The following is a 26,288-nucleotide window of genomic DNA, read 5'->3' as shown; positions in this document are numbered from 1 at the left end:
AAGGCAATCCATACATGGATTGCCTTCTTCTCACTTCTCTTCCTTCGAGAAAAACATTCTTGAAATAACGATACCTATACTACCGACGATTAGGAATAACACTGCCCTAATCATCATCGATACCTCTGGTAAGTCAAGTAGGAATAACTTCCCTACCGTTACTACTAATACGATTAATCCAGCATATAATATTTCATTCATCTGTCTATAACGGCCAAACCAAACTGCAAATAACGCATATATCATCCATAATAACGATACAGATACGCTAATTATACTTCCATCTGTAGAAAGAACTTCACCAATTCTAGTGATTGTAATAAATACAATGACCATTAACCAGTAGAGCGCTATAGAGTACACATACTTACCCATACTCGCTAACACTTCTTTCGCTTGTCTCATGCAATAATAGAACGTTCCTATTAAAATAAGATGAGCAACAAAACCTGCCGAAATAAATTCATCAAACGGGCTAAAAATCGTCTGTATCATTCCAATTGCGTAAACCGTCGCACTAACATACAATTTTATCTGTTGTTTTGCTTTAATAGAAGTGACCATGCCGAGGAAACCTTGTAATAATAGTACAATCGCTGCATTCACTAAACTATACTCGTATAAAATCGCTAAACTAAATGCTCCCATTGCGAAACCAAATAAGAGATTTGTAAATGTAGAATGTCTATTCTTCCTATACTCAAGCACAAACATAGCAGCGTGCACAATTGCACTAATAATCAATCCCCATGTTGTAAAATCAGGTATTTTGGCAATAGCTAGTATAAAGAAAACTGCATTCGCACTAAATATCGCCAAACGTGGTTCTGGTATAAAACTTCTCTCCGTAAACATATGCCAAAATAATAGTAAATGAATCAAACCATATACAATCGTTAACTGTATTTGCAAGTTCTCTACTAATATTGACATAACAGCAAAGAAGACAAAAAGAACAATGGCCGCGACAGCGTAAGAAATCATATATAAGTATTTATAACGATTTTTCAATCCATACCATAATAAACTAAGTGTTAATATCGTCTCGTATCCAAAGAAAATATAAGGATTAGGAGTCGTACTATTTAACAAGAATGGCACGAAGAACGCTCCTACCGCTACGAAGATAGTAAGGTATTCCGAGTTATATCTTTTCGCTAAATAAATCCCTAAAATAACCCATGCAATATTAAAGAGAAACGCGATACTTGCCGGAATAAATGCATACAAATAATGTGCCGCAAACGTCGTTAAAACAATCCCCGAAATATTTCCTCCAACCAATACTAATCCTAACGCCTGCCGCTCTCTTTTAATTTGAATATCTCCTATATAATACAAACCGATAGATAATGCGATACCAAACACAATTCGTATTGCTGGTGTTAATAAACCAGCATCTACTCCTGCTTTAAATAACCAGATCACTCCAAGCAACATAATACCGACAAATACACGCGGTAACCACGTTTGACAAAACTTAATAATATTAAATGGCTCTGGTTTAAAAACAGATATATCTACTTGTTTTACCTCATATTCTTGCACAGGCTCTTTTATCGTAACTATTTCTTCTTTTGGCTTTTCCTCCATTACCGTTTCAATATATTCTTTCTTTTCCTTACTAACATGTTGCTGAGCGTTTTCTACTTCTATTTCCCTTTGCTTCACTTTTAATTCAGCAAGTGCCTCTTGAATTGTTTCAATTGCCGTTTCGAGTGCTTCTATTTTCTTATCCAAATCCTTCTTCATACGCTACCCCCTTATTCGTAACTCTCATTAAACCTATATATTACCAATTATCTTTATCATACTCTTAGTCTATTCATTTTCAATAGTATTTTTTCCAAAAAAAGAAAGATGCCTTCCCAAAATAGGAAAACACCTTTTTACTCATTTATTCTTATTTAGAACAATGCTAACGATGACACCAACACACACGCCTATAATAGCTGGAACTATCCACCCAACACCTTCTGTATAAAATGGAATGTATTTTAATACTGACGTCCACTGATTCATCATTACATTTTTATTTAAAATATCAATTGCACTAAATATTGCTACAATCCAAACAGTTACTGCATATACGTATGCATACTTCCCAATATACTTATGGAATAACCCTAGAATAATAAGCGTTAATGCAATTGGATAAATAAATCCAAGAATTGGTACTGATACTTTTAAAATTTGCGTTAATCCTAAATTAGCTAAGATCATACTAACAACGCTTACTATAAATGCCCACACTTTATAAGATACTTTCGGAAATGCACTCGCAAAAAATTGACTACAAGACGTAACAAGTCCAATTGAAACACATAAACAAGCGATAGTAAAAATAAGACCTAATAAAACGACTCCGCCCTGTCCAAATAATGTAATCATAACTTGTACTAACACTTTCGCACCGTTATCAAATGTTCCTAATGAGCCACTAATTGCCCCCACATATCCAAGGATGACATAAATAATAGATAATAATAGTCCTGCCCCAATTCCAGCAATACTCATATATTTCGCTAAACCTTTATCATCTTCAATACCCTTTGCACGTAATGCATTTGCAATAACAATTCCAAAGATTAAAGCAGCTAACGCATCCATTGTTAAATATCCATCTAAAAACCCTTGAAACATAGGAGCTTGGCCATAGTTCCCTATTGGTTCTTTCATATCTCCTACTGTTGTAAACATACTCTTTATAAAAATAAGTGCAATCATACATAATAATAACGGCGTCAAGACTTTTCCAAACAACCCCATTAGTTTAGATGGTGATAAACTTAACCAGTAAACAATACTAAAGAAAATAACTGTGTAAAACAATAATACTCCGCTTCCTGCTTCAGGGAATAACTGACCTGGCCCCATTTCAAAGGCTAAACTTCCCGCACGTGGTATACCAAGCCCAGGTCCAATAAATACATACACGATACATGGAAAAATAATTGCAAATGAAGAATGAACTCTACCCGCTAACGTTTGAAAACTTCCTGCTTTTGCAATAGAGATAACACCTAATATAGGAAGACCTGTTGCTGATATAATAAATCCTACTAATGAAATCCACACATGTTCTCCTGCTTCATATCCAAGAAAAGGTGGGAATATAAGATTCCCTGCTCCAAAGAACATCGAAAATAACATAAGACTAATAAGTAAAATTTCTTTTTTCTGTAACAATTTCATTTCTTTCTCCTTCTTTAATTTCATCTCTTATGAAATCAATTCCACATATAAAAAAAGTACAATAACCCGCTTCCTTACAAAGAAAACATAGTCCATAGTCTATCACAAAAGAAACACCCCTTCTATAGCTATTCCCTTTTTCCAATTTCTTCTGAAAAATCAACCTTTATTGACTTATAATAGTTAATAAGGTAAAATATTAAATGTACAAAATTATTAACTTTGTTTTTGTTTGTGTCAGGAGGAAAATAACATGGAATCAGCGATACAACTAGAAAGAGAACAACAAAGAAAAAAGAAACATCCTCCAGGTTTATACTTACTCTTCTTTACAGAAATGTGGGAAAGATTTAGTTACTATGGATTACGAGGATTATTAACATTATATTTAACGACAGCTTTAGTAAGCGGTGGTCTTGGGTTTAGTCCCGCATGGGCACTCTCTATTTACGGATTTTATACTGGAGCCTGTTATTTCACACCAATGATTGGTGGTTACTTAACAGACCGTTTTCTAGGTAGACGAAAAGCAATCACAATTGGTGGTATAACAATGGCAATCGGTAACCTTACACTATTTGCCTTGCAAAACCAATTAGGCCTATACCTCGGATTAGCGCTTATTATTATCGGTAACGGATTCTTCAAACCGAACATCTCTACACTGGTTGGAGAATTATACGAAGAGAACGACCCAAAACGTGATAGTGCATTTACCATTTTCTATATGGGTATTAACGTCGGGTCATTTTTAGCTCCACTCGTTTGCGGATTTTTATCAGAAAATTTATTCAAAACAACAGTTGATGGCGTTGTACATTACGGATTCCGTTACGGTTTCTTAGCCGCTTCAATCGGAATGATCATTGGACAAATTTTATTTACAACACTCTCAAATCGCTTCCTTGGTAATATCGGTAAAAAACCAACTCGCGATTTACAAACAGCTGCTGGACAACCATCAGTAGGAGATACACCGTTAACAAAAAAAGAAAAACAACGTACCGCAGTTATCGTCATTTTAACATGCTTCGTTGTCTTCTTCTGGGCTGGCTTTGAACAAGCTGGTAGCTCATTAACATTATATACAAACAAATTTGTAGACCGCTCTGTGTTCGGATGGGAAGTTCCAACATCTTGGTTCCAATCGGTCAATCCATTATTTATTATTTTACTTGCTCCAGTCATTTCTGCATTATGGGCAAAACTTGCAACTCGCAAGCAGGGTGATTTAAAAATCCCAACTAAAATGGGACTTGGGATGATCTTGCTCGGTATCGGTTATATCATTCTCGTTATCGCTACATTAAAAACAGGTAGTGATGAACATAACATTACAGAAAAAGCAAACTTACTATTTATCGTCTTTACGTATCTTTTCCATACGTTAGGTGAGCTATTCTTATCACCTGTCGGACTATCAATGGTTAGTGCGCTTGCTCCGGTAAAATTAGCATCTTTACTAATGGGTGTATGGCTAGCAAGTTCAGGTATCGCCAACATTTTAGGCGGACAACTTGCAAGCTTCACAACTTCACTTGGATACGCTGAAGTATTCACAGTTATTGGCGCTGTGGCAATTGTATTAGGTTGTGTTTTATTATTAATTTCTAAGAAATTAGTAAAATGGATGGATTAAAAAAGATGAGGAATTTCTCCTCATCTTTTTTATGCCGTTTTACCTTTTTCTATTGCTTGTTCGTACAGCTCTTTATGTTCTTTATATTCACTTGGTACGAAACTCTTATAGAAAAATGAGAACCAGCTGTCTCCCTTTTTATACCCTTCTTCTCGAATTTCCGCTGCTTTTTTATTCGATTTAAATCCTTCAGTAAACCATTTCTTTAACAATTCATTTCTTTCATACTTAGCAGGAACTTTTAAATCATAGTTTTCAAATGCATACTTATAGCCAGCTTTTTCTACTGCCTTTTTTGTAGATTTATAGCCTTTTTCATACGCTGTTTCATATGCCTTCACGTATACTTCTTTCTCTCTATTTCCAGGATTCTTTTCAGCTAATTCTTTCCCTGTCTTTTCCCCTAATTCAGCTTGCTCTTTTTCAATTTTTTCTACTCTTTCTTTATTCCCTACTTTGAACCCGTCTGCAAAGTTTACCTTAAACTCTGGAGCAACTTGACTATCGTCCATCGTCTCTTGTGCTAAACCTTGTTCTTTTCCTTTTTCAAAATGCGTTTTCTTCTGCTCTTCTAAAGACCATGCGGCTGCATAAGTCGCTTTAAACGCTTGTTTATATGCATCAGATTTTCCAGCTATATGCACTTCTGCATCATTTTTTCCTGCTTTAAAATCAGTTTCTCCATTCTTTTGACCTTCAAGTTGACCTTTTTCCATATCAGCTTGGCGCTGCGCTTCCTCTTGTTTACGTGCCTCTTCAGCTTTTCTTTGTTCCTCGGCTACACGTTGTCTCTCTTCTTCATCTTTACGCTGTGCTTCTGCATTACGTTGTTTTTCAGCCTCAGTATTGCGCTGTGCTTCTACTTGTCTCTCAGCTTCTACAGCACTATTATTATTCTGGCTAGGAGCTGGGCTCGTTGCACCACTACTAGAAGCTGGTTTATTGTGATAATGATATTCCCCGTACTGTAATCCCCATTTCTCACAATTTGTACGACACGTATGTCCGCCATTAGCATCTGTACGCCCTGGATGCGCATAAGCTGAAATTGGAGCTACCAATAACGCTATACTCGTTGTTAAAAGAAGTTTCTTCACCTGTTGTCTCACTCTTGTTCCTCCCAAAATATAGAATTCTAAATTTATTATACATAAATAGAAGAATACTTAAATACCAACCAAAATATTCTATTATTTCTCAACATTAGTAAAAAAGAAGGTGAACTCTTTAAAGAGTTCACCTTCTTTTTTACTTCTTCGCCTTCGTTCCTACTAAATCACCAGCAACAACATAACGCTTAGAATTATCCTTTACAGATACACATGTAATAAGCGTTATCTCATCTTTCCCATGATCCTCTACAACTTCCCACTTATCAGGAGTTACTTCAGATACACCAGTAACCGCATACTCATATTCATTTTCATTGTCATACAAATAAATTTTATCGCCTCTTTTCAAAGAAGCTATATCACTAAATAAAACACCTTTTTTAGACATGTTATGTCCTGCTAGTGCGTAATTTCCTTTTCCCATAACTTGATTCTCTTTTACTGTCGCTGCACCTGATAATAAGTTTTTTTCAGTAGAAGCTTTCAAAACAGGCAGTTCTACTGAAACACTTGGAATCGAAATACGACCGATTACTTGTTTCTTATCTAATGATGCATTCGCTACTTCCGCCAAGTCTGGTTGATTAATTTTGGAAGCATCTACAAATTCCGTCTCATGCTTTTCATAATCCATCTTTTGAACAGCCTGCACATTTTCAGTCTGTTTCTTTTCAGCCTGATATCCATCATAAAATGGCTTTCCAATTAACACGCCACCTACAACAAATAGAAGGATTGCTACTATACTATAAATTCTTTGCTTATTCATATACAATTCCTTTCCCTTACAAAATCTTACTCTATATAAAATGATAAAATAATATCGCCATATGTACAAGTATTAGCTTAAAAAGAAACCTTCTTGCCGGTGCAAGAAGGTTTCTTTTTAAGCTAATTTATTTCTGTATAGTGATACGTGAAATACTGTCATTTGAATAAAGAAAATCGAAAATATAATATATAATGGGTATCCAGGAAGATATTCATTAATAATAGGCGAAAAAGTTAAAAATCCAACTGCACAAGGTAACACAAACCATAACGATACAAATGTTGTTCGGCAAGCTTTATCCGTAATCGCTTTTTCACGTTCATCTTCTAGTGGAAATAATAATGGATACATCCAAAAAGATAAATTCTTATATTTTTTCTTTTGAATTCTATAAAAAATTGTAACTATAATTGCTCCAATAAATAATAAAATGAATGGTACTCCATTAAACCATACTTCAAATGGGAATTTCTCGTTTTTAATTATATCTGCTAACTCTGTAATGACACTATAAAATTCAACAAATGTCCAGCATGCTAAAGCAGTATAAAGCACGTTTATGATATAAGAAAAAACAATTCTATTCATCCTCTTCCCCCTCCTTATTTAAAACAAACACATCTTCCATCTTTAACTGAAACACATCACAAATCGTAAGTGCTAATAACAACGAAGGAACGTAATCCCCTTTTTCAATTGCTGCAATTGTTTGTCTCGTTACTCCAACCTTTTCTGCTAATACGCTTTGTGTAAAGTTAAAACGAGCTCTTAATTCTTTTACTCTGTTTAAAATGGTCAAATTTACCACCTCTCACCATTATTGTATGCTATCCTTAACAAAATGTAAACTCAACTTAACATTATTCTTACAAAAAAATCCAACTTTACGTATTGTAAAGTTGGATTACGTTTTAGTTTAAAATTGTAAGCTTAACATTTTTTCTGCCCCACTTACTAGACGAAGCTTTATCTGGCATTAAAACATCAATTTTGTGACCTTTAATCGCGCCACCAGTATCTGCTGCAATTGCTTCTCCGTATCCTTCAACATATACACGAGAACCTAATGGGATAACAGATGGATCCACCGCAATCAATTTCATTCCTGGGTTTGCAGTTAGATTATAGCCTCCCCATGCAGAATATACTTGTTGACCTGGTGCATAGCCATTTTCACCTGGATCTGCTGTATAAGCTGTTGCATGTACATAAAGTTCTTTCCCGCCAGCAGTTGGCTTAGAAGACGGTTCAGGTTGTGCAGGTTTTGCAGGTTCTACCTTCGAATTATTATTAGCAACTGGTTCAGCCGGTTTACTAGCTTTTTCTTGCTTTTGCTTTTCAGCAATTTCTGCTTGTGCTTTCGCTAAAGCTTCTTGCTCTGCTTTTGCAGCCGCTTCTGCTTTTGCACGCTCTTCCGCCGCAATTCTTGCTGCTTCTTGTTCACGAGCAATTGTTTCTTGTACTGCCTTCATATTTGATTCAATTTTAGCTTTTTCTTCCGCTGCTAAATTAAGTTGACTTGCAACCTCATTATATTTAGCTTGAACTGTTTGTAAGTTATCTTGACGTTTTTTCAAGTTATCTTGCAGTTCAGCTTGCGCTTTTGCTAATTTTTGTTTATCTACTACTAAAGATGCTTCTTTTTCGTCAATTGTTTTCTTATCTTCTTCAATTTGACGAAGATCTTGTTCTTGTAGACGTAAAATTTCTTTATCAGCTTCTAGAATAGTAGAAACTGCGTTCATACGTTGTAAGAAGTCTGCAAAGTTTTTTGACTCTACTACAACTTCTACTACTAAACTTGTATTTGAGCTGTTTTGAACAGAAACCATACGTTTTCTCATAATATCTTTACGAGCAAGGACTTTATCCTCTAAAACGACAATTTCTTCCTTTTTTTGTTCAATCTGCTTATGTGTTTCATCGATTTTACGTTGAATAGCAGCTTGATCCTCTTTATTTTTTGCAATTGTATTATTTAAATTATGTAGTTCGTTTTCGATACCTTTAATTTCTTTACTAACAGCTTGCTTCTCTTGCTCTTTCTTTTGCATTTCTGCATCGTTTTGTTGCAATTGCTGTTGCATGTTGTTAAGTTTCTCGTCGTTTGACTCTGCTTTTACAGCGACTGTACTAGAAAGACCGATAATTCCTGCTAATACTAGACTACTGATTCGCTTAAAATAGTTCATAATCCGACTCCCTTCTTATACAGTTATACATGATTTATTTTACAGTTTGTTTACAAAACGATTAAATACAGTTTATTTTTCGTGACAAAAAAAAGAGAATTATGAATAAAATGTAATAGATTCTTAAATATTTAACAATTCCTATATTTAAAAAATACAAAAGATGCTAAAATCCAAATATAGAGAAAATATAACTTTCGAAGGCGGTTGAAATAAATACATGTTTACTCAAAAGAAATCACTCCAACATACAATTGCTCAATTAGAAGAGCGTATACAAGAATTAGAAGCAGAATTAAAACAAAAAGATATTGAAAAACAAGAGACTATTTCTACTATCCACGATCGTGTACAAAGCGTTGTCCAAGAGCACCAACTTGTAAATAACCAACACAATACACTCCAAAATTTAGTTCAACAATTAAGTTCATGTTTCGAAAATGTTTCAACACGTACGACACATTCCAATGAGTTAAATAATGAAATGTTACAAAAGGAACAAAGCTTAATTCAGTCTATTGCAGAAATTATTGACTGCTCTAATGAAGGAAAAGAATCCGTTCACCGCTTACTTATTGTAATTAATAAATTAGGTGAACAATCCCAACGCACGTCTAATAGTATGAATCATCTAAGCGAACGCTCAAAGGAAATCGAGCAAATTGTAGAAGTCATTCAAAACATTGCAGCACAAACAAATTTACTTGCTTTAAATGCGAGTATTGAAGCCGCACGTGCTGGAGAACACGGTAAAGGATTCGCTGTCGTTGCCAATGAAGTAAGAAAACTAGCAGAAAGTACAGCAGAAAGTACAAAAAACATAGGCAACTTAACGAAAAAAATTCAAGAAGAAATTGAAAAAGCATACGATAACACAAAAGATAATTTACATTTAGTCGATGAAGGTGTAGAAATGAGCGCCGATACAAACGCTAGAATTGAAAATATTTTAGTTATGATTCAAACGTTACAAAATGGTGCTACAAATGTTATTAAGGCTATTGAAAACCAAAAATCTTGTAATGATGACATATTACGAGAATTCGCTAACACACAACAAATGTTCCAAAAATTAAATACTACTATTATGAATCATATTCATGATGCTGAAAAAGTCGATGTTCAATTGTCTAAAAGTCTTCAAGGAACAGTAAATTCTTAATTAAAAATAAAAATCCCTTATACTGCTATAAGGGATTTTTATTTTATTTCGAATATTTATTTCTTTTCAATATTCATCCATATCTTTGTTATAATGGAAAAGTTGTTTCTTTCAACTAATAAACAAGGAGGTTATTATGGAACAATTTTACTACGTTTTAAAATATTTAATTCTCGGTCTGTTCCAAGGACTAACAGAACCAATTCCAATTTCTTCAAGTGGTCATCTCGTTTTAGCACAACATTTGCTAGGACTAAAAATAGAAGGGTTTAGCTTCGAACTACTTGTTAATTCAGCTTCATTATTAGCTGTATTACTTATTTATAGAAATGATTTAATTCGTCTAACGAAGAATGGTCTCTCTTATATATTTACAAGAGCAGAAGACGCAAAATCAGATTTCTTCTTTATTATTTATCTTGTTATTGCAACCATTCCAGCAGGTGTTATTGGTGTTTTATTTAAAGATTACATCGATCAGTACTTAAAAGGTGTGAAGATGGTTGGGATTTCCCTTCTTATTACTGCTGTCGGCCTTTGGATTATTAGAAATTTACGCGGTCGTAAAAATGATGGCGACCTTTCTATGAAAGATGCAATCATCGTCGGATTAGCACAAGCTTGCGCACTGATTCCCGGAATAAGCCGATCTGGTGCCACAATCGTAGCAGCAATGTTACTTGGTATGAAGCAAGAAACAGCTCTTCGCTTTTCATTCTTACTATACATTCCTGTTAGCTTAGGTGGCTTATTGTTAAGCATTACAGACATTGCAAATGATCCAAATCTAGACACATTATTCGTGCCATATGTTGTTGCATTCATCGCAACATTTATCATGACGTATATTTCACTAAAATGGTTTATGAACATTATGGCAAAAGGAAATTTAAAATATTTCTCTTTCTATTGTATTATCGTAGGTGTACTTACTCTTATTTTCTTATAAAATGAAACTTACAAATTGAAAGCGAGTCATTCTATTACACTAGATGACTCGCTTTTTTATACCTGTATTAAGTTAAAATCTATCATTTACTTTGAATTTTCTGAATAGTATGATATCATTTAAGTTCACTATTATAGTAAAGCTATCTTTCCTACTATTATCGTAAAAGAGGTGTTTATATGTTTATTGTTACTAAACTCATTCATATTAAGTACGGATATGAAAGTGAGCTTCTTTATGGGCTTAAACAATATTATCCTTCTCCCGGAACGAACGGTTGTATTAACATAGAGTTTTCACATGTTCATCCTACAAATGATAAGGCAGAATATATGATTCGTATGTTATGGAAAACACAACAAGATTACCATACATGGCTTTCTCAAAGAGAAAGAAATGTAACTTTGAAGCACAAAATACAAGGCTATATCCTTTCTTCCAAATCAAATGCTAGCTATGTACATTAACCCTTCTCTTTTTATTCCTTACGAGGGGAAAAATGATAAAGTGGAACTTTAATCAGCTCTCATCAATCGGGCTGTTCACAAATAACGAGATAAGGCCCCTCTTACTTTTCATACTGTAAGAGGGCTTCTCTTATGCATACACTTTCTTCTCTTGACAATACAAACGAATAACATGTTTATTTTGTTGAAATACATCATGCGTCAGACGAATAATAATAAAGTTTCTTTTTGTTTGATCATCATGAACAAAAATCTGTTCTCCCTCCTGAAAACGCCATGCACTTTCAAAAGTCGTAATATGATCCCCACTTACAGAAAAAAGTTCATATCGCATCTCTTGTACCCTCTCTCAACTTCTATAATCATAATATCCTCATATTAAATTTATTATAACTTAATTCCTATAAAATTAGTAATTTTTTCTATTTCGAAAGATTTGAACTTTGTATTTAAATATTTTTGGCGCTATAATGATAAACGAATTTTCATTGAAAGGAGTTTTACTTTGACTGCATATTTATTTCCAGTAAAAACAGCATTTATTTTATTTCCCTTTTTAGCAATGTTTCTTTTAATCCCTTTTTTAATATTTAATTATCGAAAATACGGTTATTTAAATAAATGGCGCTCATTTATTTTATACTCATTATTACTTTACTTATTAAATGCCTATTTTCTTGTTATTTTGCCGTTACCACAAACGTTTGATACTTGTAGCCTACAACCAGCTAATACACAACACATGCAACTCTCACCATTTTATTTCATACAAGAGATTAGTAGTCATACATCGGCAGTTTTAACGAAACCAGCTACTTATTTCTACTTATTAAAAGAGTCTGCGTTTTTACAAGTTGCATTTAATGTTCTATTAACTATTCCATTCGGTATTTACTTACGTTATTATTTCCGACGTAGTTTCTTACAAACAATTTGCATTTCCTTTTTCCTTTCACTATTTTTCGAGCTAACACAAGTGACTGGATTATACGGTATATACAATTGTGCATACCGATTATTTGATATCGATGATTTGTTTTTAAATACATTAGGTGGCGTAATTGGTTTTATCATTGCCCCAATATTTACGTACTTCCTTCCGAAGACAAATGAGTTAGATAGTCATATTGATTTAGAAACGAAACCAGTCGGATTCATTCGTCGCCTTATCGCGATGCAAATTGATTGGATTTTCTTATCTATCGTCGTACCTGTCGTTAAAAACAAAGGAAATTCATTCTTCGTTTCTAATATGCAATCTTACACGAATATGTATGAACTCATTTTCATTACGTGTTCAATCCTTATTTATTTTATTCTTATTCCATACTTTACAAATGGAAAAACAATTGGGAAAGCATTGCTTCGCATTCATCTGAAAGGAAAATCAGATCGTATTACATTAAAAGAACTATTTATTCGCTACGGTATATTTTATTTTGCGTTAGGCGGAATCAATTATATTCTTTCTAGTAGCTCTATGTTAAATCATACAGAACCTTTAGTATTACTCGTTACATTGTTATTCCTATTTATCATTAACGGCCTATTCATTATTCATGTTTTACTGCATGTATTTAGCCGTGATAAACTACTATTTTATGAACATATTAGTCATACAAGAAATGCAATTACACTAAAAAAAGCTGACAAATAATTATTTGTCAGCTTTTTTATATACATAATGTGAAACTTTAATCAGTGGGGGTCTTACTGCCCGGCAAATAGCGGGATAAATAACTTTTCTGCATAAGGATTAAAAAACATTCCAAGTTCATCTAGAGACTTCCTCGCCTGTAAAAACGAATGAAACTCTGGATATATATCTTGTAATTGCTCATACGATAATGTATGCATTTTCCCCCAATGCGGACGCCCTTCATACTTCAGAAAAATTTTTTCCACTTCGCCAAAGTAAGCAGCATATTTCATACCTTTATACATATGAACAGCGATATACGCTGAATCTCTTCCATAGGCTGGACTAAGCCATATATCATCACCCTTCACATAGCGGCATTCGATCGGGAAGTGCACCTTATACTTTTTCTTTTCAATAAGATTTGAGATTTCTTCTACCACAGTCCTCATATACTTTGAAGGAATGCTATACTCCATTTCATAAAATGGTACCGTACGTGATGTAGCAAATACTTCATAGCTCGGGCCAATTATTTTTGTGTTTGGTACAGCCTTAGCTGATAATCGACTCACTCCTTTACTTATAGAAGGAAACCATTTACACCCTTTAGATAGCAAAGAGAACATCCTATTTTCAAGTAACTCCACCTTTAGTTTATGCCATTTCAAATCACTGCCTGTATTCGTTGTTTCGTTCGTAAGTTTTACTTGTACTTCATCAGAATAAGGAAAAACGAAAAATTCAAAGTGACGATGCTTCTTATACTCTTCTAGTTTGTTCATTACAGTAGATAATGACTGTTTTTCACTTTCATAAACGAGTGAATACGCTGGAATAACCTTCAATTTTATCTTTACAATGATACCTAACATTCCAAGTGACAACTGAAACGCTCTCCAATATTCTACGTTCTCAGCTTCCGAACAAACTATACTCTCACCATTAGATAAAACGGCCGTAATCTCTATAACTTGTGTTGATAAACTCCCAAAGGTAATACCCGTTCCATGAGTCCCCGTACTAATCGCTCCTGCAATAGATTGTGAATCAATATCCCCTAAATTTTCTTGCGCATAACCTTTTTCCTCAAGTAACTTCCCTAAATCATATAACTTTGTTCCTGCCCACACTTCAGCGACCATCTTCTCTTCATCAATATTCACAATGCCCTTCAATTCATCTAAAGAAACTAAAACTTCTTCGGTTTGCACAAGGGGTGTAAACGAGTGTCCTGAACCAACAACACGAATTTTCCGCCCCTTTTTTCGTGCAAGCCCCACTACTTCTACTACATCTTGTATACTTTCTGGATACATCGTATAATGCGGCGTTCCTTCTACATTCCCTGTCCAATTCCTCCACTTTTGTCCCTTTATAGAAAGCATTGGCCATCCCCCCGATATGTTGAATACTCCCCAACAATCTCTCCTTTTTTAACACGATACAAAAAAGGAAAGCGCTCACATAATTCACCAGCCTTACTATGACGAAACAAAATGGACTCTCCTATATCCACTCGTTCCTCGCCGCTATAAAAAATTGGCGTTTGTACCTCGCCAGCACCTTCTAAAGCTAATAGTTTTGCACCCTTCGGTCTCCAAACTTCAGGCTCTTTATCTTTTCCAACTGCTCCTGAAGCAATATATCCACCACCTAGGCAAGTGTAAATAAACGGGACTGGTTTACGCACAACTGGTAAAGCAAATCCGACCGCTGGATGAAATTTCACCTCTTTATAATAATCAAACAGCTTCGGAGAATAAAAAGCAGAACCTATTGTAATCTCTGAAACTGAATTATCTTTCTCAGTTGTTTTTATGCTTCCTGTTCCGCCTCCATTTACAAACCTTAGCTCAATACCAAGTTTTTGTATTGCTTTTACAATATATTCTCTTCTTTCTTTCACTTCTAGCACTGATTTCTGCTTTAAATACGAAATCACTTTACTCTTCAGCCATTGATTCGGTATATGGTCTCCCACCCCAGCAATTTGAGCTTCATAACCCATCACACCATCTAACATTAAATATGATGACCTTCTCACCTTTTCTACTACTTTCAACGCATCCTGCACATTTTTTACTGGGGATCTTTGTACACCAAAATGAAATTGAAAGAAACGACTACTCATATCAATATCCAAACAAACACGAAAACATCCTCTAGATTTCTCAGCAATTTTTTCTAAATACACAATATGCTCTTCACAATCCACCATACAAGTTATAATGAAACCTTTCTTTGTTAGCAAACTAATTTCACACAAAGCTCTTTCATCATAAGCAGGATATCCGAGCAATAAATCATTAAATCCTTGTTCTATTAAAAATAAAACCTCTCTAGGTGAAAAGCACATAATACCTTGAAATCGATCATTTGCAGCTAAAATCTTTTGCATAATCGGAACAGAACGTAACGATTTACTCGCTATACGAATCTTCTTATTTCCACTTAACTCTATAATCGATTGAATATTTCTATCTAAAGCCACTTCATCCAAAAATGCACAAGGTAATGGAACTTCTTTAAAAATTCCTCGATCCACATTTTTCTCTCCTCTTTTCAATATGTCTTATACATATTGGAAAGAAAGTATGATTTTCCTGTTTGCAAATAAAAAAAGTTTCTTCTTTACGAAGAAACTTTTTGAAACTACTTCATAGAAATAGTCGCCTCTACTGGATAATGATCAGAGTAATCATTATACGTATATTTTTGGAACCACGATGTAACAGTCCATTGTGGAGATTTCGGCTGTAACACCTTATTCTCTATATACGATGGGTTCGCATGGTCTTTGCTTGCAATAATATAATCTAAATATTCGGCAGGACTATCAGGGAAATTATATTTTGCAATACTGTTTGTCGTTGCATCCCAAGTCGCTGTATGTCCAGTATAAGATGGTACAGAAGCGTTCAATGTTTTAAACATAGATGCATACTCTGAATCATTATTGTTCTCTGCATTTATCTTATTTACGTTCATATCACCACCAATTAACACATACTCATTATTTGGTATATTTTTATTTTTAATAAAATCTTGAATTTCTTTTAATTGGTTCGTACGTACAGATGCTGGTGAAGTTTTTCCGCACATACTATCTTCAGCCTGCAAATGCGTCCCAATCACGTGAACGAAACGATCATTTTTCTTAATTTTCGTGTATACAAATCCTTTATTCGATAAATTATCTGGCCCGCATCCTTTTGCAAATACATATTGAATCTTTTCAGCGATTGGCCATTTGCTCACAATCGCAACGCCACCATCTTCAGGAGTTGAAGATGAATAGTTTCCTAACGTTTTATCCCATTCGCTTCCACTACTACGACCTAATACTGCTGTTTGATTTGGATATTCTTTCTTCAAATTGCCTAATAAACGATCTGAAGCACTATTATCAAACACTTCATTTAATATAACAACATCTTGATTCTTTATATAATCTGCCGCCCCGATTAAATCAGCACGCTCAGTTTGTCCCCAGTTTGGATATAAGTTTGTTGATAGCATATATACATTATGCGTCATCACTTTTAATGTATCATTTTGATTTGTAGATGCTTCTGCTTGAGCTGAAGTTCCGCTATATAAAGCTCCTAAACCAACCCCTAAGCTAAGTACACCTTTTAGCAATTTACCTTTCACGTTTCATACCTCCATGTATTGTATAGTAATAAAAAGGCCAAATACTCTATTCTGAGATTTGACCTTTTTCAAATACTTAACGATTTCCGTACGTATCAAACCAAAGCTGAATGTATCCAGCAGTAACACGTTGTGCATCCATTAAACGCTTACCTGTCATTGGTGTAACTTCAGCGCGCCATTTATCTGCATATTCTTGTGATACAGCTGCTCTTACGAACCAATCTTTCGTATTATCATTTACAATGCCAGCGTAATCTTGTTTCGCAACTACTGCCGCTCCATGAATCCAATCTTCTGGATTCGTACCTTTCCAGTTCCAATACCCATTTCCATCCGTTACTTTATAATTATCTTTTATCGTATCTACAAAGTTTTCATATTTAGAATGGAATCCTTGTGGATACGAAAGGTTCGTAAAGTTTGCCGCATGCATTGGTTGGTTTACATCCCCTAAATAATGAAGAGATAATCCTAAATAGAAGAATGCTTGTTTCATATCTTTATTTTTGTAAGACTCACCAGCTAATTTAAAATATTTAGCTCCAGTTTCCTTTGCCTGCTTTGCATACGGAATATAAGTTTTCCCATTGTCAGGGTCATAGAAATGTGAAGCAAATGTGCTATTATCATAATAAGGATTTTCATAGTCAGCAGCATAAATACCGTTCTCTAACTCAGTACGCCATTCATTTAATAGTGCAACTCGATCTTGTTTTACAAGTGTTGTATTACGAGACATAATATCAATTGCACGGTTTACAATCCATAAATGAGAATTCACGCCTTCTTTATGTTTATCTTCAGCAGACCAGCGCGGAATAACTCCAAATCTCTGTCCCCCATCATTTTCATGAGCAAATGCAACACTTTGTAATGGAGCAACTAATGTAATAGCTGCCGCTAAAGCAAGTACTTTCTTTTTCATATAAAATCCTCCATTTTATAATTGAATTATTGTAAACATTTTGTTAGGATCCTATGATGTCGTCCGGTTAACCTATGACTAGAATATCCCACCTTTCACGAAATTTCTATCACTAAATTAAAATATGCAAATGTTCATATCATTATAACTTTATACATAGTGAATATAATGAATGAATACACTTTCATTTTAATAAACTATTATTAAGGCTTGTCTAAACTAATGTAAAAAAAGAGTAAAGCACCCACATGCTTTACTCTTTTTTTCTATTCGATAATATACTTGGCAATTGTACATTAACTGCCAACTTATGTATAAATCCAAACACTAATCCGATCCCTATAAATATGTATAATATCGTAAATATCTTTCCGAAGTCAGTTTGGGGACTAAATTGCCCATCACCGACAGTAGTCAGCGTCACAACGCTAAAATATAAAGCATCCAGAGGACGTAACCCCTCCACTGTACTATAAAAGATTGTACCAGATATTAATGTCAAAATTGTTAATACGAATAACACTTGAAATTCTTTATCTTTCCATGCTCGCAAACAAGCTTTTAGCATCCGTTTCAATGTCAATATAAATGAAAGCATTAGACTTCCCCTTCCAAACAAAATACCTTTAGTTACAGGAAAGTCTATCACCTTTCTGTACAGAAAAAAAGTAGCCCTCTTCTATTTCTAGAAAAGGGCTACTTTTTTCGATTCTATCTTATTTAGGTGAAACAAGAATTTTCACTTGGGTTTTATCTTTTACAAGTGCTTCAAATCCTTCTTCAACAACTTGATCCACTGTAATTTTTTTCGTAATTAATTTCTCTGCTTGAATTTGTCCAGAGCTAATCAATTTAATAACAGCTGGGAAGATGTGACGGTATCCTAAAATACCAATAACTTCTTTTTCTTTTAATACTAAGTTATTTGGAGTAATTGTTGCGTCTTTTTCCCATACACTAACAATTACAGTTTGTCCTTCGAAGCTTGTACTTTCAATCGCTTGGCGTAGTACAACTTCAACACCTGTTACTTCAAAGCTAACATTTACACCTAAACCATTTGTTAAGTTACGAATTTCAGCTAACACATCTTGAGTTGCTGGGTTTAATACATAATCCGCACCTGCTAATTTCGCTAACTCTTGACGTTCTTTAGAAAGTTCAACTGCAATAACAGGAGTTGCTCCTGCTGCTTTAGCTGCTTGGATAACAAGAAGTCCAATTGGACCGCAACCAAATACCGCTACAGCTTCCCCTTCTTTTAATTTACTTTGACGTACTGCATGAACTGCTACTGCTGCTGGTTCTACAAGCGCACCTTGTTCATACGTCATTTCATCTGGAATGTGATGAACCATATCTTCTGGTACTACTGTATATTCAGAGAAACCGCCGCCTTCTCCGCCAAGACCGTGGAAAACAAGTTGTTCACAAACATTGTAATGTCCATGTTTACAAGCTTCACATTTACCACAAGAATAAATTGGCTCTACAACAACGCGGTCTCCCACTTTATGAGATGTAACTCCTTCACCAATCTCTATTACCTCACCACTAAACTCATGACCTAAAATAACAGGTGCTTTCACATGTGTTAATGGATGTTCTTCTGTTGGAATAAAAATAGGCCCTGCTAAATATTCATGCAAGTCTGTCCCACAAATACCACACCATTTAACTTTGATTTTCACTGTTCCTGGTTTTACTGTTGGTTCTGGTACTTCTTCTACTCGTACATCACGTTGATTATGCCAAAGTAGTGCTTTCATTTTATACATCCCTCTCTATGTATATACTTAACCTGGTGAAGTTTACAACTCTATTATAATACTTCTATCCATATATTTCAAAAAAACAATCACGTTCCCACTAATTTTTTACAAATAACGTTCAATATTTTGTCACTTTGTACTTTTTTCCACATCTGTTAATTCAATTTCATTGCAGGTGAAATTAGCATTGTGCCATAATAGCATAGGAGAGGTGAATATCGCTTGAAATATTTTATTTACTTTATCGTTATCGTGGCATTTTTAGATACATTTTCACAATTACCTATTATGAGTACTTTCGCTCAAAGCCTTGGAGGAACTCCTCTTATTATCGGTCTAGTTGTCGGTATGTACTCATTCGCTAATATGATCGGTAATATTATTGCTGGAGCCGCTGTCGATAAATTTGGTGCAAAAAAAATCCTTTATATAAGCATGGGAATTACGAGTTTCATAGTCTTGTTATACACCGTTGTTCAAAGTGGTGAACAACTATTAGTTGTGCGCTTTATGCATGGATTTAGTGATGGCTTTTTAATTCCTGCTGCCTTTACATTTTTATCAAAACAAACAAATGCAAAAAGACAAGGAAAAGCAATGGCTCTATCTGGTGCTGCTGTTGGAACAGCCGCAATCGTAGGACCTGCTTTCAGCGGTATTATGAAAGCAACAGCTGGCGTAGAGTGGGTCTTCATTACTATTTCTATTTTAATGGCTCTTGGTACGATCGTATCTCTATTCTTCTTACCAAATAACGTATCAAGAAAAGATACATCAAGAACGCAAATGATGAACAAAGAAGATATGGTTGAACTTTTAAAATCAGAACCGTTATTACAAGCATATATTGGTGCTTTCACATTAATGTTTTCACAAGGAATTGTCACTTATATGTTACCAGTAAAAGTTGAGGCATTAGCGCTTAAAGCATCCACAACAGGCATGATGTTAAGTGTATTCGGTATAACTGCTATCCTCTTCTTCTTGCTTCCAACAAATCGTATTTACGATCGATTTAATCGTTCGAAACTAATGCTAATCGGAATTGCAGTTATGGCATTCGCATTATCTTTACTCGGATTATTTGCTACAAAAGGTATGCTCTTTATCGTAATGATGATTTATGGAATTGGATTCGCAATCCTCTTTCCGTCTATTAACGCTTTACTCGTTGAAAATACTACAGACGATAATCGTGGAAAGGCATTCGGATTATTTTATGCCTTCTTCTCATTAGGAGTTGTTGCTGGCTCCTTTACAGTCGGCGCAATCGGAGCATCACCTAGCATCAGCTTCATTATCGGGACAGCATTTTTATTAACATTTGCTGGGATGATTTATGTAAGAAGCAAAGTAAAAAAGACAATGATGGGATAATCCATCGTTGTCTTTTTTAAAATGCATATTGATATAATCCGTAATATAATGGAAGCGTTGGAATAATGCCAATTAATTTAAATATAAAAGGTAATGGCTCATCTCGCTCTTCATATAAACGAAAAACAAAAACTGCAGTTAAAGTCCAAATGACGCTAAACAAGAAGATACATTTCCAAACAATTGAGGTTAATATTTGTATATCAAATACAAAACCAAAAAGCCCTATCCACGTAATAATAGATACTACAAAGTCAAACTTTTGAATTGGTGTTTGAAACATACCCCTTACTAACGAAATAATAGCTAACATTGCTACAATAACTAAATATATTTTCCAAAGCATAATGATAATCTCCTATTCAATTTAACTTTTAACTTTCAGCAAACCATATTTAATAAACAATATAGCATTATATTTTTCATAGAAATAATACAATGGATAACAAAATAAAAAGAAAATAAGTACAGTTGGTACATTGTCTACAATAGAAAAATATTTTACTAGTAATTCCTTAATACTCTCTCCAATAATAATAAACAATGGAATTATACAAATCACCGCTAATATTAAACATGGCGTTACCCTAATTTCTTTCAACTTCACCTTACAATGTGGACACCTTAATGAAAAAGGATGCGGGAGATCAATAATATGCTGTACAGTAATATCCCCTTCACACTGTGGACATTCAATAACTTCTTTCATTTATCGCTTACTCCTTTCTATCTATAAAAAGAGCCCTATTGAATAGAACTCTTTTTTGCCCAATATATTACTTTTGTGTATAACCAAATAACAATGTAAATAAATTGAGCCGTAAAGGCAATAATACATCGCTTCTTTTAAAAAGAAAGTTTATAAATACCGACGATACTTCGACAATTTCCTCGGAAATATTTCCTTTCCCCACATAATTTGATACACTACACATGAATAAACACTTGTATTACATAAACTAAAATAATAACTTACTGTACAAATTAAAAAGCACACTCTTCATATGAAGAATGTGCTTTTATGTTATTAACGTTTAATCCAAACAGCGCCTGCCGATTTATCTTCTGCCTGTCCAACAACTTGGAATTTAAGTCCAAGGTTTGGAACTTTTCTTCCTGCATCTGCAATTTGCTTGTTACTATATACTTTTGAATCATCAAAAGTTGTAACACCTTGTAATCCAGAATAGTTAAACTGACCACGTGTTAATGAATTTACACTCCATGCTGGTGTTTTATCAAATGAAAATGCAGCATCTGCAATTTGCATGCCCGTATTACCGTATGCTGGTTTTCCGTTTAAATTACCAACTAGCGCTTCTGGATGAGAATCTACAACACCAAGGAATCCTTCACCTGGATGCACCCCAACCCAGTTATCTTTGAAACTATCATCTGCATACCAAACGACAAGACCTGTATTATACACTGGACCTTTTCCTGCTTTTAAACCATTATCTGATCCCGCATAGTTTCTCCACTCTAAGTAGTAATAATGAGCTTTCTTCTCTGTCCCATCAGAAACAACAAAACCATTTAAATTCATTTTAGACTGTCCTTCTGCATCATCAGAAAATACAACTTGTCCATCAACAGTTACATTTACATTGTCCATCGCAAAACCTTTATATGTTACAGCCGGATCTGTAATATAGTCTAATTGTAGTTTCACTTTTTTGCCTTTAAATTGACTTAAATCATATGATTTATCAATCCATTTCCCATCTGTTGTATCTTTATCTCCTTGGACTACTTTTTCTCCAAGTCTATCAATTAACGTCTTCGTTCCATCTTCTGTTACTGCATGTACTTCGACGAAATCGCACTCTGCTTCTAACTCATAATTTGCTTTATAATCGAATTTTGCATTTGTTCCTTTTGTTAAATCAAAGAAAGGTGTCTCTAACGTTGTATGCATATCATCGCCTCTTGTACTATAATATGCATGCTTTCCAAACTCCGGTTTAATCGTTTCAACACTTTTACCTGGTAAGTTAACACGTACAACGCCTGGACGATTTGATTTCGTAACACTTTGATCAATATAGGTAGGAACTCCCACACCACTCTTAATTTTATCGTAATCTACTTCTAATATTTTTGCCCAGTTGCCACCCATATTCTTTTGTAAGAAGTCTTTATTTTGTGGTGAAAAACTTGTCGGCTCCGTTCCTGCGATTTTTCCTGTCCAACTACCTCCACTCATTAACGACCAAGCTTCGACAGGTGAACCATTTCCAGTATATTTCGTGTCATATTCATCTGGTAATCCAAGATCATGTCCAAATTCATGCGCAAACACACCTACAGCTCCATCTTCTGGTTCAATTGTGTAATCATGTGCTGCTACTTTTCCACCAAAGTAATCTACTTTTGATTTTGTACCTTCAATCGCTACTGGATCTACTGCTAATTTTGAACGATGTGACCAGATCGCATCATCACCTAATTTACCACCACCTGCTTCTTGACCAACACCAGCATGGATTACCATTAAATGATCAATTACACCGTCAGGTTCATTTTGATTCCCATCCCCGTTTGTATCATATCTATCAAACTGATCAAACTGAGATAAATCTAGTCCTTTCTCAGCAGCTGCATGCAAAGCTTCTTTCACTAAATCACGTGCACCTTTCGGACCTTTATTATCGTGACCACTGCTACCATCAGCTCCATAATCAGATGCTTTTCCTGGAACTGTTAGCCACTCCGTTACATATCCGTCTGTCGTATAACTACCACCAGACTGCTCTTCATAGTATTGTTTAAACGTTTTTACTTTTGAACCATCAAATAATGTATAAGGCTCCTTACCGAACAACATCTTTTGATAATGTTCTCTACTAAAGTCTTTCGAATACATATAACCTGGTGTTTGATCAATATTATTATGTTTATAATCACTAAATTCAACGAGTAGCACTAATACTTTATCCGATCGAACAGATCCTTTATATGGAGCTTGCTTTGCTTTTGAAGTTGGAACTTGCCCATTTAATTGCTTTTTATTTGGTTCTGGCTTTTGCTCAAGATTAATATTTTTTTCAGTCTTTTTTACATTTTCCTTTTCTTCCATCTTTTTCTCTTTTACTTTTTTTGTGAAATCAGACGTTTCTTGTGAGTGAGCATCTGGAAGAATTTCTTTGTTCGCCTGATCTCCTTGTTTCTTTTCAATATATTGCTCGACAGCCTTTTTCGTCTCTTCTTTAGAAGATGCTGGATTAATTGTTCCTCTTTCTTTCAAAGCTTCCGCTAAACGATCTTCTTGAATTAAATTGTAATCAATTGGCGTTGTAGACACATTCTCTTTCTCTTTTGCTGGCGTTTCTGCATATGCTAACGGCGCACTCATTACAGATGTGCATCCGATAATTGCTGCAATTGCTAATGATGACAACACTTTAAATGGGGCTTTTCTTCTCATTCCATTTCTCTCCTTTTATAAAACTTAAAATTCAGATAAATCGGTGCGTTTTTGTCGAAATCTCTGTTTACTACCCTCCCTATATAAAAAGACATAATTCTATAAACATTAAACTTTCTGTTATAGAATCATGCCCTCCAGTTTTCTGGTCAGACCCTCTATCTGTTTATCCCTTGGTTCAACTAATAATCAGTGTGCTGATGAACAAAGCCCCCACTGATTAAAGTTTCACTTTATATCGAAATATGAAAAATAAAGAGTTATGTGATATATATTAAATATCTTATATAACAAATTTAAAAGACAATATGCAAAATTGCATGAAAATTCTTTTAAATAAAAAAGAATCCTAGTCAATTAAACTAGGATTCTTGATTTTCTATTATTTCTCTTGTGTTTTTTCCCAATCAGCTAAGAATTTCTCAATTCCTTGATCTGTTAATGGGTGCTTCACTAATGAAGCAATTACGTTTGCTGGGATTGTTGCAATATGTGCACCGTTTAATGCTGCGTCAGTTACGTGAACGCTGTGACGTACAGATGCTGCAATGATTTCTGTTTCGATGCCATGAATTGCAAAGATTTCTGCGATTTGACGAATTAAATCCATACCGTTATGACCGATATCATCTAAACGACCTAAGAATGGTGAAACATATGTTGCACCAGCGCGAGCTGCAAGTAATGCTTGAACTGCTGAGAATACTAATGTAACGTTTGTACGAATTCCTAAATCTGAGAATGCTTTTACTGCTTTTAAACCTTCTGTTGTCATTGGAACTTTTACAACAACGTTTGGAGCAATCTTCGCTAATTCTTTTCCTTCTTCAATCATTTTATCAGCTTCTAAGCTAATTACTTCTGCACTTACAGGTCCTTCTATAAAGCTGCAAATTTCACGAATACGCTCATGGAAATCTACGCCTTCTTTTGCTACAAGTGATGGGTTTGTCGTTACTCCAGCTACTACGCCTAATGCATTTGCCTCTTTAATTTCGTTAATGTTTGCTGTATCAATAAAAAATTTCATTTGTTATTCTTCCTTCCTAATTTTCATTTTATATTTATTTATTTTTCTTAATAAGCTCTAATTCAATCGGAATAGATTTGTCCACTTTTTTACCTTGTGTTATCTCTTTTGCTGTTTGCATCGCCTTCTCTCCGATTAATTCCGGTTTTTGAGCGACTGTTGCAGCCATACGCCCATCGTTAACCGCTTTCACAGCATCTTCTGTTGCATCAAATCCAACAACTACTACATCTGTTTTTCCAGCAGACTTCAATGCTTCAAGTGCACCTAATGCCATCTCGTCGTTATGCGCAAACACGGCTTTAATATCACCATTTGCTTGCAAAATGTTTTCCATAACAGATAATCCTTTCGCTCTATCAAAATCAGCCGCTTGTTTGGCAACTACTTTTAAAGACTTATCGGCTACGTTATGGAATCCTTTCCCACGTTCACGAGCAGCAGACGATCCAGGGATTCCTTCTAACTCAGCAACGTTTGCTCCTTCGCCGACTAATTCACGAATGTAATCACTAGCCATTTGACCACCTTCGATATTATTAGATGCAATGTGAGAAACAACCTTACCTGAATTCGCAACGCGGTCTACTGTAATAACAGGAACATTTGCTGCATTTGCCGCACTTACCGCTGAAGCAACAGCATCTGAATCGGTCGGATTAATAACAACTACATCGACACCCTTTTGAATTAAATCTTCAACATCGTTCGTTTGCTTCGCTGCATCATTTTGCGCATCAACAGCAATCAATTCGATGCCGCTATCTTTCGCTTTCTTTTCTGCACCCTTTTTCAAAGTTACAAAGAAGGGATTATTTAAAGTTGAAACAGAGAATCCAACTTTAATAGTTTTATTTCGACCTTTATCGCTAGAATCCTTTGCCCATTCTGGTGGTTCCATTGAACAACCAGCAGTAATGACCATAATACATGCAACGAGTATAAGTAACCATTTCTTCATGAACTGTCC

At 34.8% G+C, this 26,288-nt stretch carries 25 protein-coding genes; 6 read left to right on the top strand and 19 right to left on the bottom strand.

Annotated features, from left to right (window positions below; translation table 11 throughout):
• Positions 1-30: 30 nt before the first annotated feature.
• Together BM089_RS25645 and brnQ are read right to left on the bottom strand one after the other, a co-directional pair.
• Entirely contained in the window at positions 31-1,752 is a 1,722-nt protein-coding gene (locus BM089_RS25645) for a DUF2339 domain-containing protein (protein ID WP_090978419.1), read from the bottom strand.
• A 141-nt stretch (positions 1,753-1,893) separates the two neighbouring features.
• Positions 1,894-3,195, bottom strand: coding sequence for a branched-chain amino acid transport system II carrier protein BrnQ1 (gene brnQ / locus BM089_RS25640; protein ID WP_090978417.1), 1,302 nt, complete (start codon positions 3,193-3,195; stop codon positions 1,894-1,896).
• Between the two features lie 253 nt (positions 3,196-3,448).
• Here brnQ and BM089_RS25635 point away from each other — a divergent pair, with 253 nt between their 5' ends.
• Positions 3,449-4,834: a peptide MFS transporter gene (locus BM089_RS25635; RefSeq protein WP_000443143.1), complete on the top strand. Its 1,386-nt coding sequence runs from the start codon at positions 3,449-3,451 to the stop codon at positions 4,832-4,834.
• A gap of 29 nt (positions 4,835-4,863) precedes the next feature.
• On the opposite strand, the gene BM089_RS25630 is transcribed toward BM089_RS25635, so the two are convergent.
• From BM089_RS25630 to BM089_RS25610, 5 genes are all read right to left on the bottom strand, one after another.
• Entirely contained in the window at positions 4,864-5,943 is a 1,080-nt protein-coding gene (locus tag BM089_RS25630) for a YHYH domain-containing protein (protein WP_090978415.1), read from the bottom strand.
• Between the two features lie 139 nt (positions 5,944-6,082).
• Positions 6,083-6,715: a class A sortase gene (locus BM089_RS25625; protein WP_001041728.1), complete on the bottom strand. Its 633-nt coding sequence runs from the start codon at positions 6,713-6,715 to the stop codon at positions 6,083-6,085.
• A gap of 117 nt (positions 6,716-6,832) precedes the next feature.
• Entirely contained in the window at positions 6,833-7,306 is a 474-nt protein-coding gene (locus tag BM089_RS25620; RefSeq protein ID WP_001080041.1) for a DUF2178 domain-containing protein, read from the bottom strand.
• Entirely contained in the window at positions 7,299-7,517 is a 219-nt protein-coding gene (locus BM089_RS25615; protein WP_000154019.1) for a helix-turn-helix transcriptional regulator, read from the bottom strand. Before BM089_RS25615 ends, BM089_RS25620 begins: the two co-directional genes overlap by 8 nt.
• Positions 7,518-7,629: 112 nt before the next feature.
• Positions 7,630-8,910: a 3D domain-containing protein gene (locus BM089_RS25610; protein ID WP_001105810.1), complete on the bottom strand. Its 1,281-nt coding sequence runs from the start codon at positions 8,908-8,910 to the stop codon at positions 7,630-7,632.
• Positions 8,911-9,130: 220 nt separating this feature from the next.
• On the opposite strand from BM089_RS25610, the gene BM089_RS25605 reads away from it, so the two are divergent.
• The 3 genes from BM089_RS25605 (at position 9,131) to BM089_RS25595 (ending at position 11,488) form a co-directional block, all read left to right on the top strand.
• Positions 9,131-10,072, top strand: a complete 942-nt coding sequence (locus tag BM089_RS25605) for a methyl-accepting chemotaxis protein (RefSeq protein WP_000495032.1) — start codon at positions 9,131-9,133, stop codon at positions 10,070-10,072.
• A gap of 136 nt (positions 10,073-10,208) precedes the next feature.
• Positions 10,209-11,021: an undecaprenyl-diphosphate phosphatase gene (locus BM089_RS25600; protein WP_000434794.1), complete on the top strand. Its 813-nt coding sequence runs from the start codon at positions 10,209-10,211 to the stop codon at positions 11,019-11,021.
• Between the two features lie 179 nt (positions 11,022-11,200).
• A complete protein-coding gene (locus tag BM089_RS25595; RefSeq protein WP_000471253.1) occupies positions 11,201-11,488 on the top strand; it encodes an antibiotic biosynthesis monooxygenase in 288 nt (95 codons plus the stop codon).
• Between the two features lie 130 nt (positions 11,489-11,618).
• On the opposite strand, the gene BM089_RS25590 is transcribed toward BM089_RS25595, so the two are convergent.
• Positions 11,619-11,822, bottom strand: a complete 204-nt coding sequence (locus BM089_RS25590; RefSeq protein ID WP_001268332.1) for a hypothetical protein — start codon at positions 11,820-11,822, stop codon at positions 11,619-11,621.
• A gap of 171 nt (positions 11,823-11,993) precedes the next feature.
• On the opposite strand from BM089_RS25590, the gene BM089_RS25585 reads away from it, so the two are divergent.
• A complete protein-coding gene (locus BM089_RS25585) occupies positions 11,994-13,145 on the top strand; it encodes a VanZ family protein (RefSeq protein ID WP_000128016.1) in 1,152 nt (383 codons plus the stop codon).
• A 53-nt stretch (positions 13,146-13,198) separates the two neighbouring features.
• On the opposite strand, the gene BM089_RS25580 is transcribed toward BM089_RS25585, so the two are convergent.
• The 6 genes from BM089_RS25580 to bdhA all read right to left on the bottom strand — a co-directional run bounded on the left by BM089_RS25580 (position 13,199) and on the right by bdhA (position 19,481).
• Positions 13,199-14,515: a D-arabinono-1,4-lactone oxidase gene (locus BM089_RS25580; protein WP_065229759.1), complete on the bottom strand. Its 1,317-nt coding sequence runs from the start codon at positions 14,513-14,515 to the stop codon at positions 13,199-13,201.
• On the bottom strand, positions 14,503-15,675 hold the full coding sequence (locus BM089_RS25575) for an amino acid deaminase/aldolase (RefSeq protein ID WP_000373758.1): 1,173 nt from the start codon (positions 15,673-15,675) through the stop codon (positions 14,503-14,505). Before BM089_RS25575 ends, BM089_RS25580 begins: the two co-directional genes overlap by 13 nt.
• Positions 15,676-15,782: 107 nt before the next feature.
• On the bottom strand, positions 15,783-16,784 hold the full coding sequence (sph, locus tag BM089_RS25570; RefSeq protein ID WP_000676799.1) for a sphingomyelinase C: 1,002 nt from the start codon (positions 16,782-16,784) through the stop codon (positions 15,783-15,785).
• A gap of 76 nt (positions 16,785-16,860) precedes the next feature.
• Positions 16,861-17,712 (bottom strand): phospholipase CerA, encoded by an 852-nt coding sequence (gene cerA / locus BM089_RS25565; protein ID WP_000730997.1) that lies wholly within the window; start codon positions 17,710-17,712, stop codon positions 16,861-16,863.
• Between the two features lie 253 nt (positions 17,713-17,965).
• Positions 17,966-18,310 (bottom strand): potassium channel family protein, encoded by a 345-nt coding sequence (locus tag BM089_RS25560; protein WP_000948035.1) that lies wholly within the window; start codon positions 18,308-18,310, stop codon positions 17,966-17,968.
• 118 nt (positions 18,311-18,428) lie between these two features.
• Positions 18,429-19,481, bottom strand: a complete 1,053-nt coding sequence (bdhA, locus tag BM089_RS25555) for a (R,R)-butanediol dehydrogenase (RefSeq protein WP_000645827.1) — start codon at positions 19,479-19,481, stop codon at positions 18,429-18,431.
• A 225-nt stretch (positions 19,482-19,706) separates the two neighbouring features.
• On the opposite strand from bdhA, the gene BM089_RS25550 reads away from it, so the two are divergent.
• Entirely contained in the window at positions 19,707-20,861 is a 1,155-nt protein-coding gene (locus tag BM089_RS25550) for an MFS transporter (RefSeq protein ID WP_000873271.1), read from the top strand.
• Between the two features lie 16 nt (positions 20,862-20,877).
• Here the strand turns inward: BM089_RS25550 and BM089_RS25545 are convergent, their stop codons facing one another.
• From BM089_RS25545 to rbsB, 5 genes are all read right to left on the bottom strand, one after another.
• On the bottom strand, positions 20,878-21,207 hold the full coding sequence (locus BM089_RS25545; protein ID WP_000964465.1) for a hypothetical protein: 330 nt from the start codon (positions 21,205-21,207) through the stop codon (positions 20,878-20,880).
• A 21-nt stretch (positions 21,208-21,228) separates the two neighbouring features.
• A complete protein-coding gene (locus tag BM089_RS25540; protein ID WP_090978413.1) occupies positions 21,229-21,570 on the bottom strand; it encodes a hypothetical protein in 342 nt (113 codons plus the stop codon).
• Positions 21,571-21,888: 318 nt separating this feature from the next.
• Positions 21,889-24,288, bottom strand: coding sequence for a M6 family metalloprotease immune inhibitor InhA2 (inhA2, locus tag BM089_RS25535; RefSeq protein WP_001252976.1), 2,400 nt, complete (start codon positions 24,286-24,288; stop codon positions 21,889-21,891).
• A gap of 382 nt (positions 24,289-24,670) precedes the next feature.
• Complete coding sequence (gene fsa, locus BM089_RS25530) at positions 24,671-25,318, bottom strand: fructose-6-phosphate aldolase (RefSeq protein ID WP_000667666.1); 648 nt, start codon at positions 25,316-25,318, stop codon at positions 24,671-24,673.
• A gap of 34 nt (positions 25,319-25,352) precedes the next feature.
• Positions 25,353-26,279 carry a ribose ABC transporter substrate-binding protein RbsB gene (rbsB, locus tag BM089_RS25525; protein WP_000758975.1) on the bottom strand — a complete coding sequence of 309 codons (927 nt, stop codon included), beginning with the start codon at positions 26,277-26,279 and terminating at the stop codon, positions 25,353-25,355.
• Positions 26,280-26,288 lie beyond the last annotated feature (9 nt).

This window comes from Bacillus sp. 5mfcol3.1 (genome assembly GCF_900114335.1).
In the GTDB taxonomy this organism is placed as follows: Bacteria; Bacillota; Bacilli; order Bacillales; family Bacillaceae_G; genus Bacillus_A; species Bacillus_A thuringiensis_S.
This window is presented reverse-complemented; position numbering and strand designations above follow the sequence as displayed.

Excerpts from the sequence above, each read along its gene's own strand:
- BM089_RS25645 (WP_090978419.1), bottom strand. The coding sequence starts at position 1,752 with ATGAAGAAGGATTTGGATAAGAAAATAGAAGCACTCGAAACGGCAATT.
- brnQ (WP_090978417.1), bottom strand. The coding sequence starts at position 3,195 with ATGAAATTGTTACAGAAAAAAGAAATTTTACTTATTAGTCTTATGTTA.
- BM089_RS25635 (WP_000443143.1), top strand. The coding sequence starts at position 3,449 with ATGGAATCAGCGATACAACTAGAAAGAGAACAACAAAGAAAAAAGAAA.
- BM089_RS25625 (WP_001041728.1), bottom strand. The coding sequence starts at position 6,715 with ATGAATAAGCAAAGAATTTATAGTATAGTAGCAATCCTTCTATTTGTT.
- BM089_RS25620 (WP_001080041.1), bottom strand. The coding sequence starts at position 7,306 with ATGAATAGAATTGTTTTTTCTTATATCATAAACGTGCTTTATACTGCT.
- BM089_RS25610 (WP_001105810.1), bottom strand. The coding sequence starts at position 8,910 with ATGAACTATTTTAAGCGAATCAGTAGTCTAGTATTAGCAGGAATTATC.
- BM089_RS25605 (WP_000495032.1), top strand. The coding sequence starts at position 9,131 with ATGTTTACTCAAAAGAAATCACTCCAACATACAATTGCTCAATTAGAA.
- BM089_RS25600 (WP_000434794.1), top strand. The coding sequence starts at position 10,209 with ATGGAACAATTTTACTACGTTTTAAAATATTTAATTCTCGGTCTGTTC.
- BM089_RS25595 (WP_000471253.1), top strand. The coding sequence starts at position 11,201 with ATGTTTATTGTTACTAAACTCATTCATATTAAGTACGGATATGAAAGT.
- BM089_RS25590 (WP_001268332.1), bottom strand. The coding sequence starts at position 11,822 with ATGCGATATGAACTTTTTTCTGTAAGTGGGGATCATATTACGACTTTT.
- BM089_RS25580 (WP_065229759.1), bottom strand. The coding sequence starts at position 14,515 with ATGCTTTCTATAAAGGGACAAAAGTGGAGGAATTGGACAGGGAATGTA.
- cerA (WP_000730997.1), bottom strand. The coding sequence starts at position 17,712 with ATGAAAAAGAAAGTACTTGCTTTAGCGGCAGCTATTACATTAGTTGCT.
- BM089_RS25560 (WP_000948035.1), bottom strand. The coding sequence starts at position 18,310 with ATGCTTTCATTTATATTGACATTGAAACGGATGCTAAAAGCTTGTTTG.
- bdhA (WP_000645827.1), bottom strand. The coding sequence starts at position 19,481 with ATGAAAGCACTACTTTGGCATAATCAACGTGATGTACGAGTAGAAGAA.
- BM089_RS25545 (WP_000964465.1), bottom strand. The coding sequence starts at position 21,207 with ATGCTTTGGAAAATATATTTAGTTATTGTAGCAATGTTAGCTATTATT.
- BM089_RS25540 (WP_090978413.1), bottom strand. The coding sequence starts at position 21,570 with ATGAAAGAAGTTATTGAATGTCCACAGTGTGAAGGGGATATTACTGTA.
- inhA2 (WP_001252976.1), bottom strand. The coding sequence starts at position 24,288 with ATGAGAAGAAAAGCCCCATTTAAAGTGTTGTCATCATTAGCAATTGCA.
- fsa (WP_000667666.1), bottom strand. The coding sequence starts at position 25,318 with ATGAAATTTTTTATTGATACAGCAAACATTAACGAAATTAAAGAGGCA.
- rbsB (WP_000758975.1), bottom strand. The coding sequence starts at position 26,279 with ATGAAGAAATGGTTACTTATACTCGTTGCATGTATTATGGTCATTACT.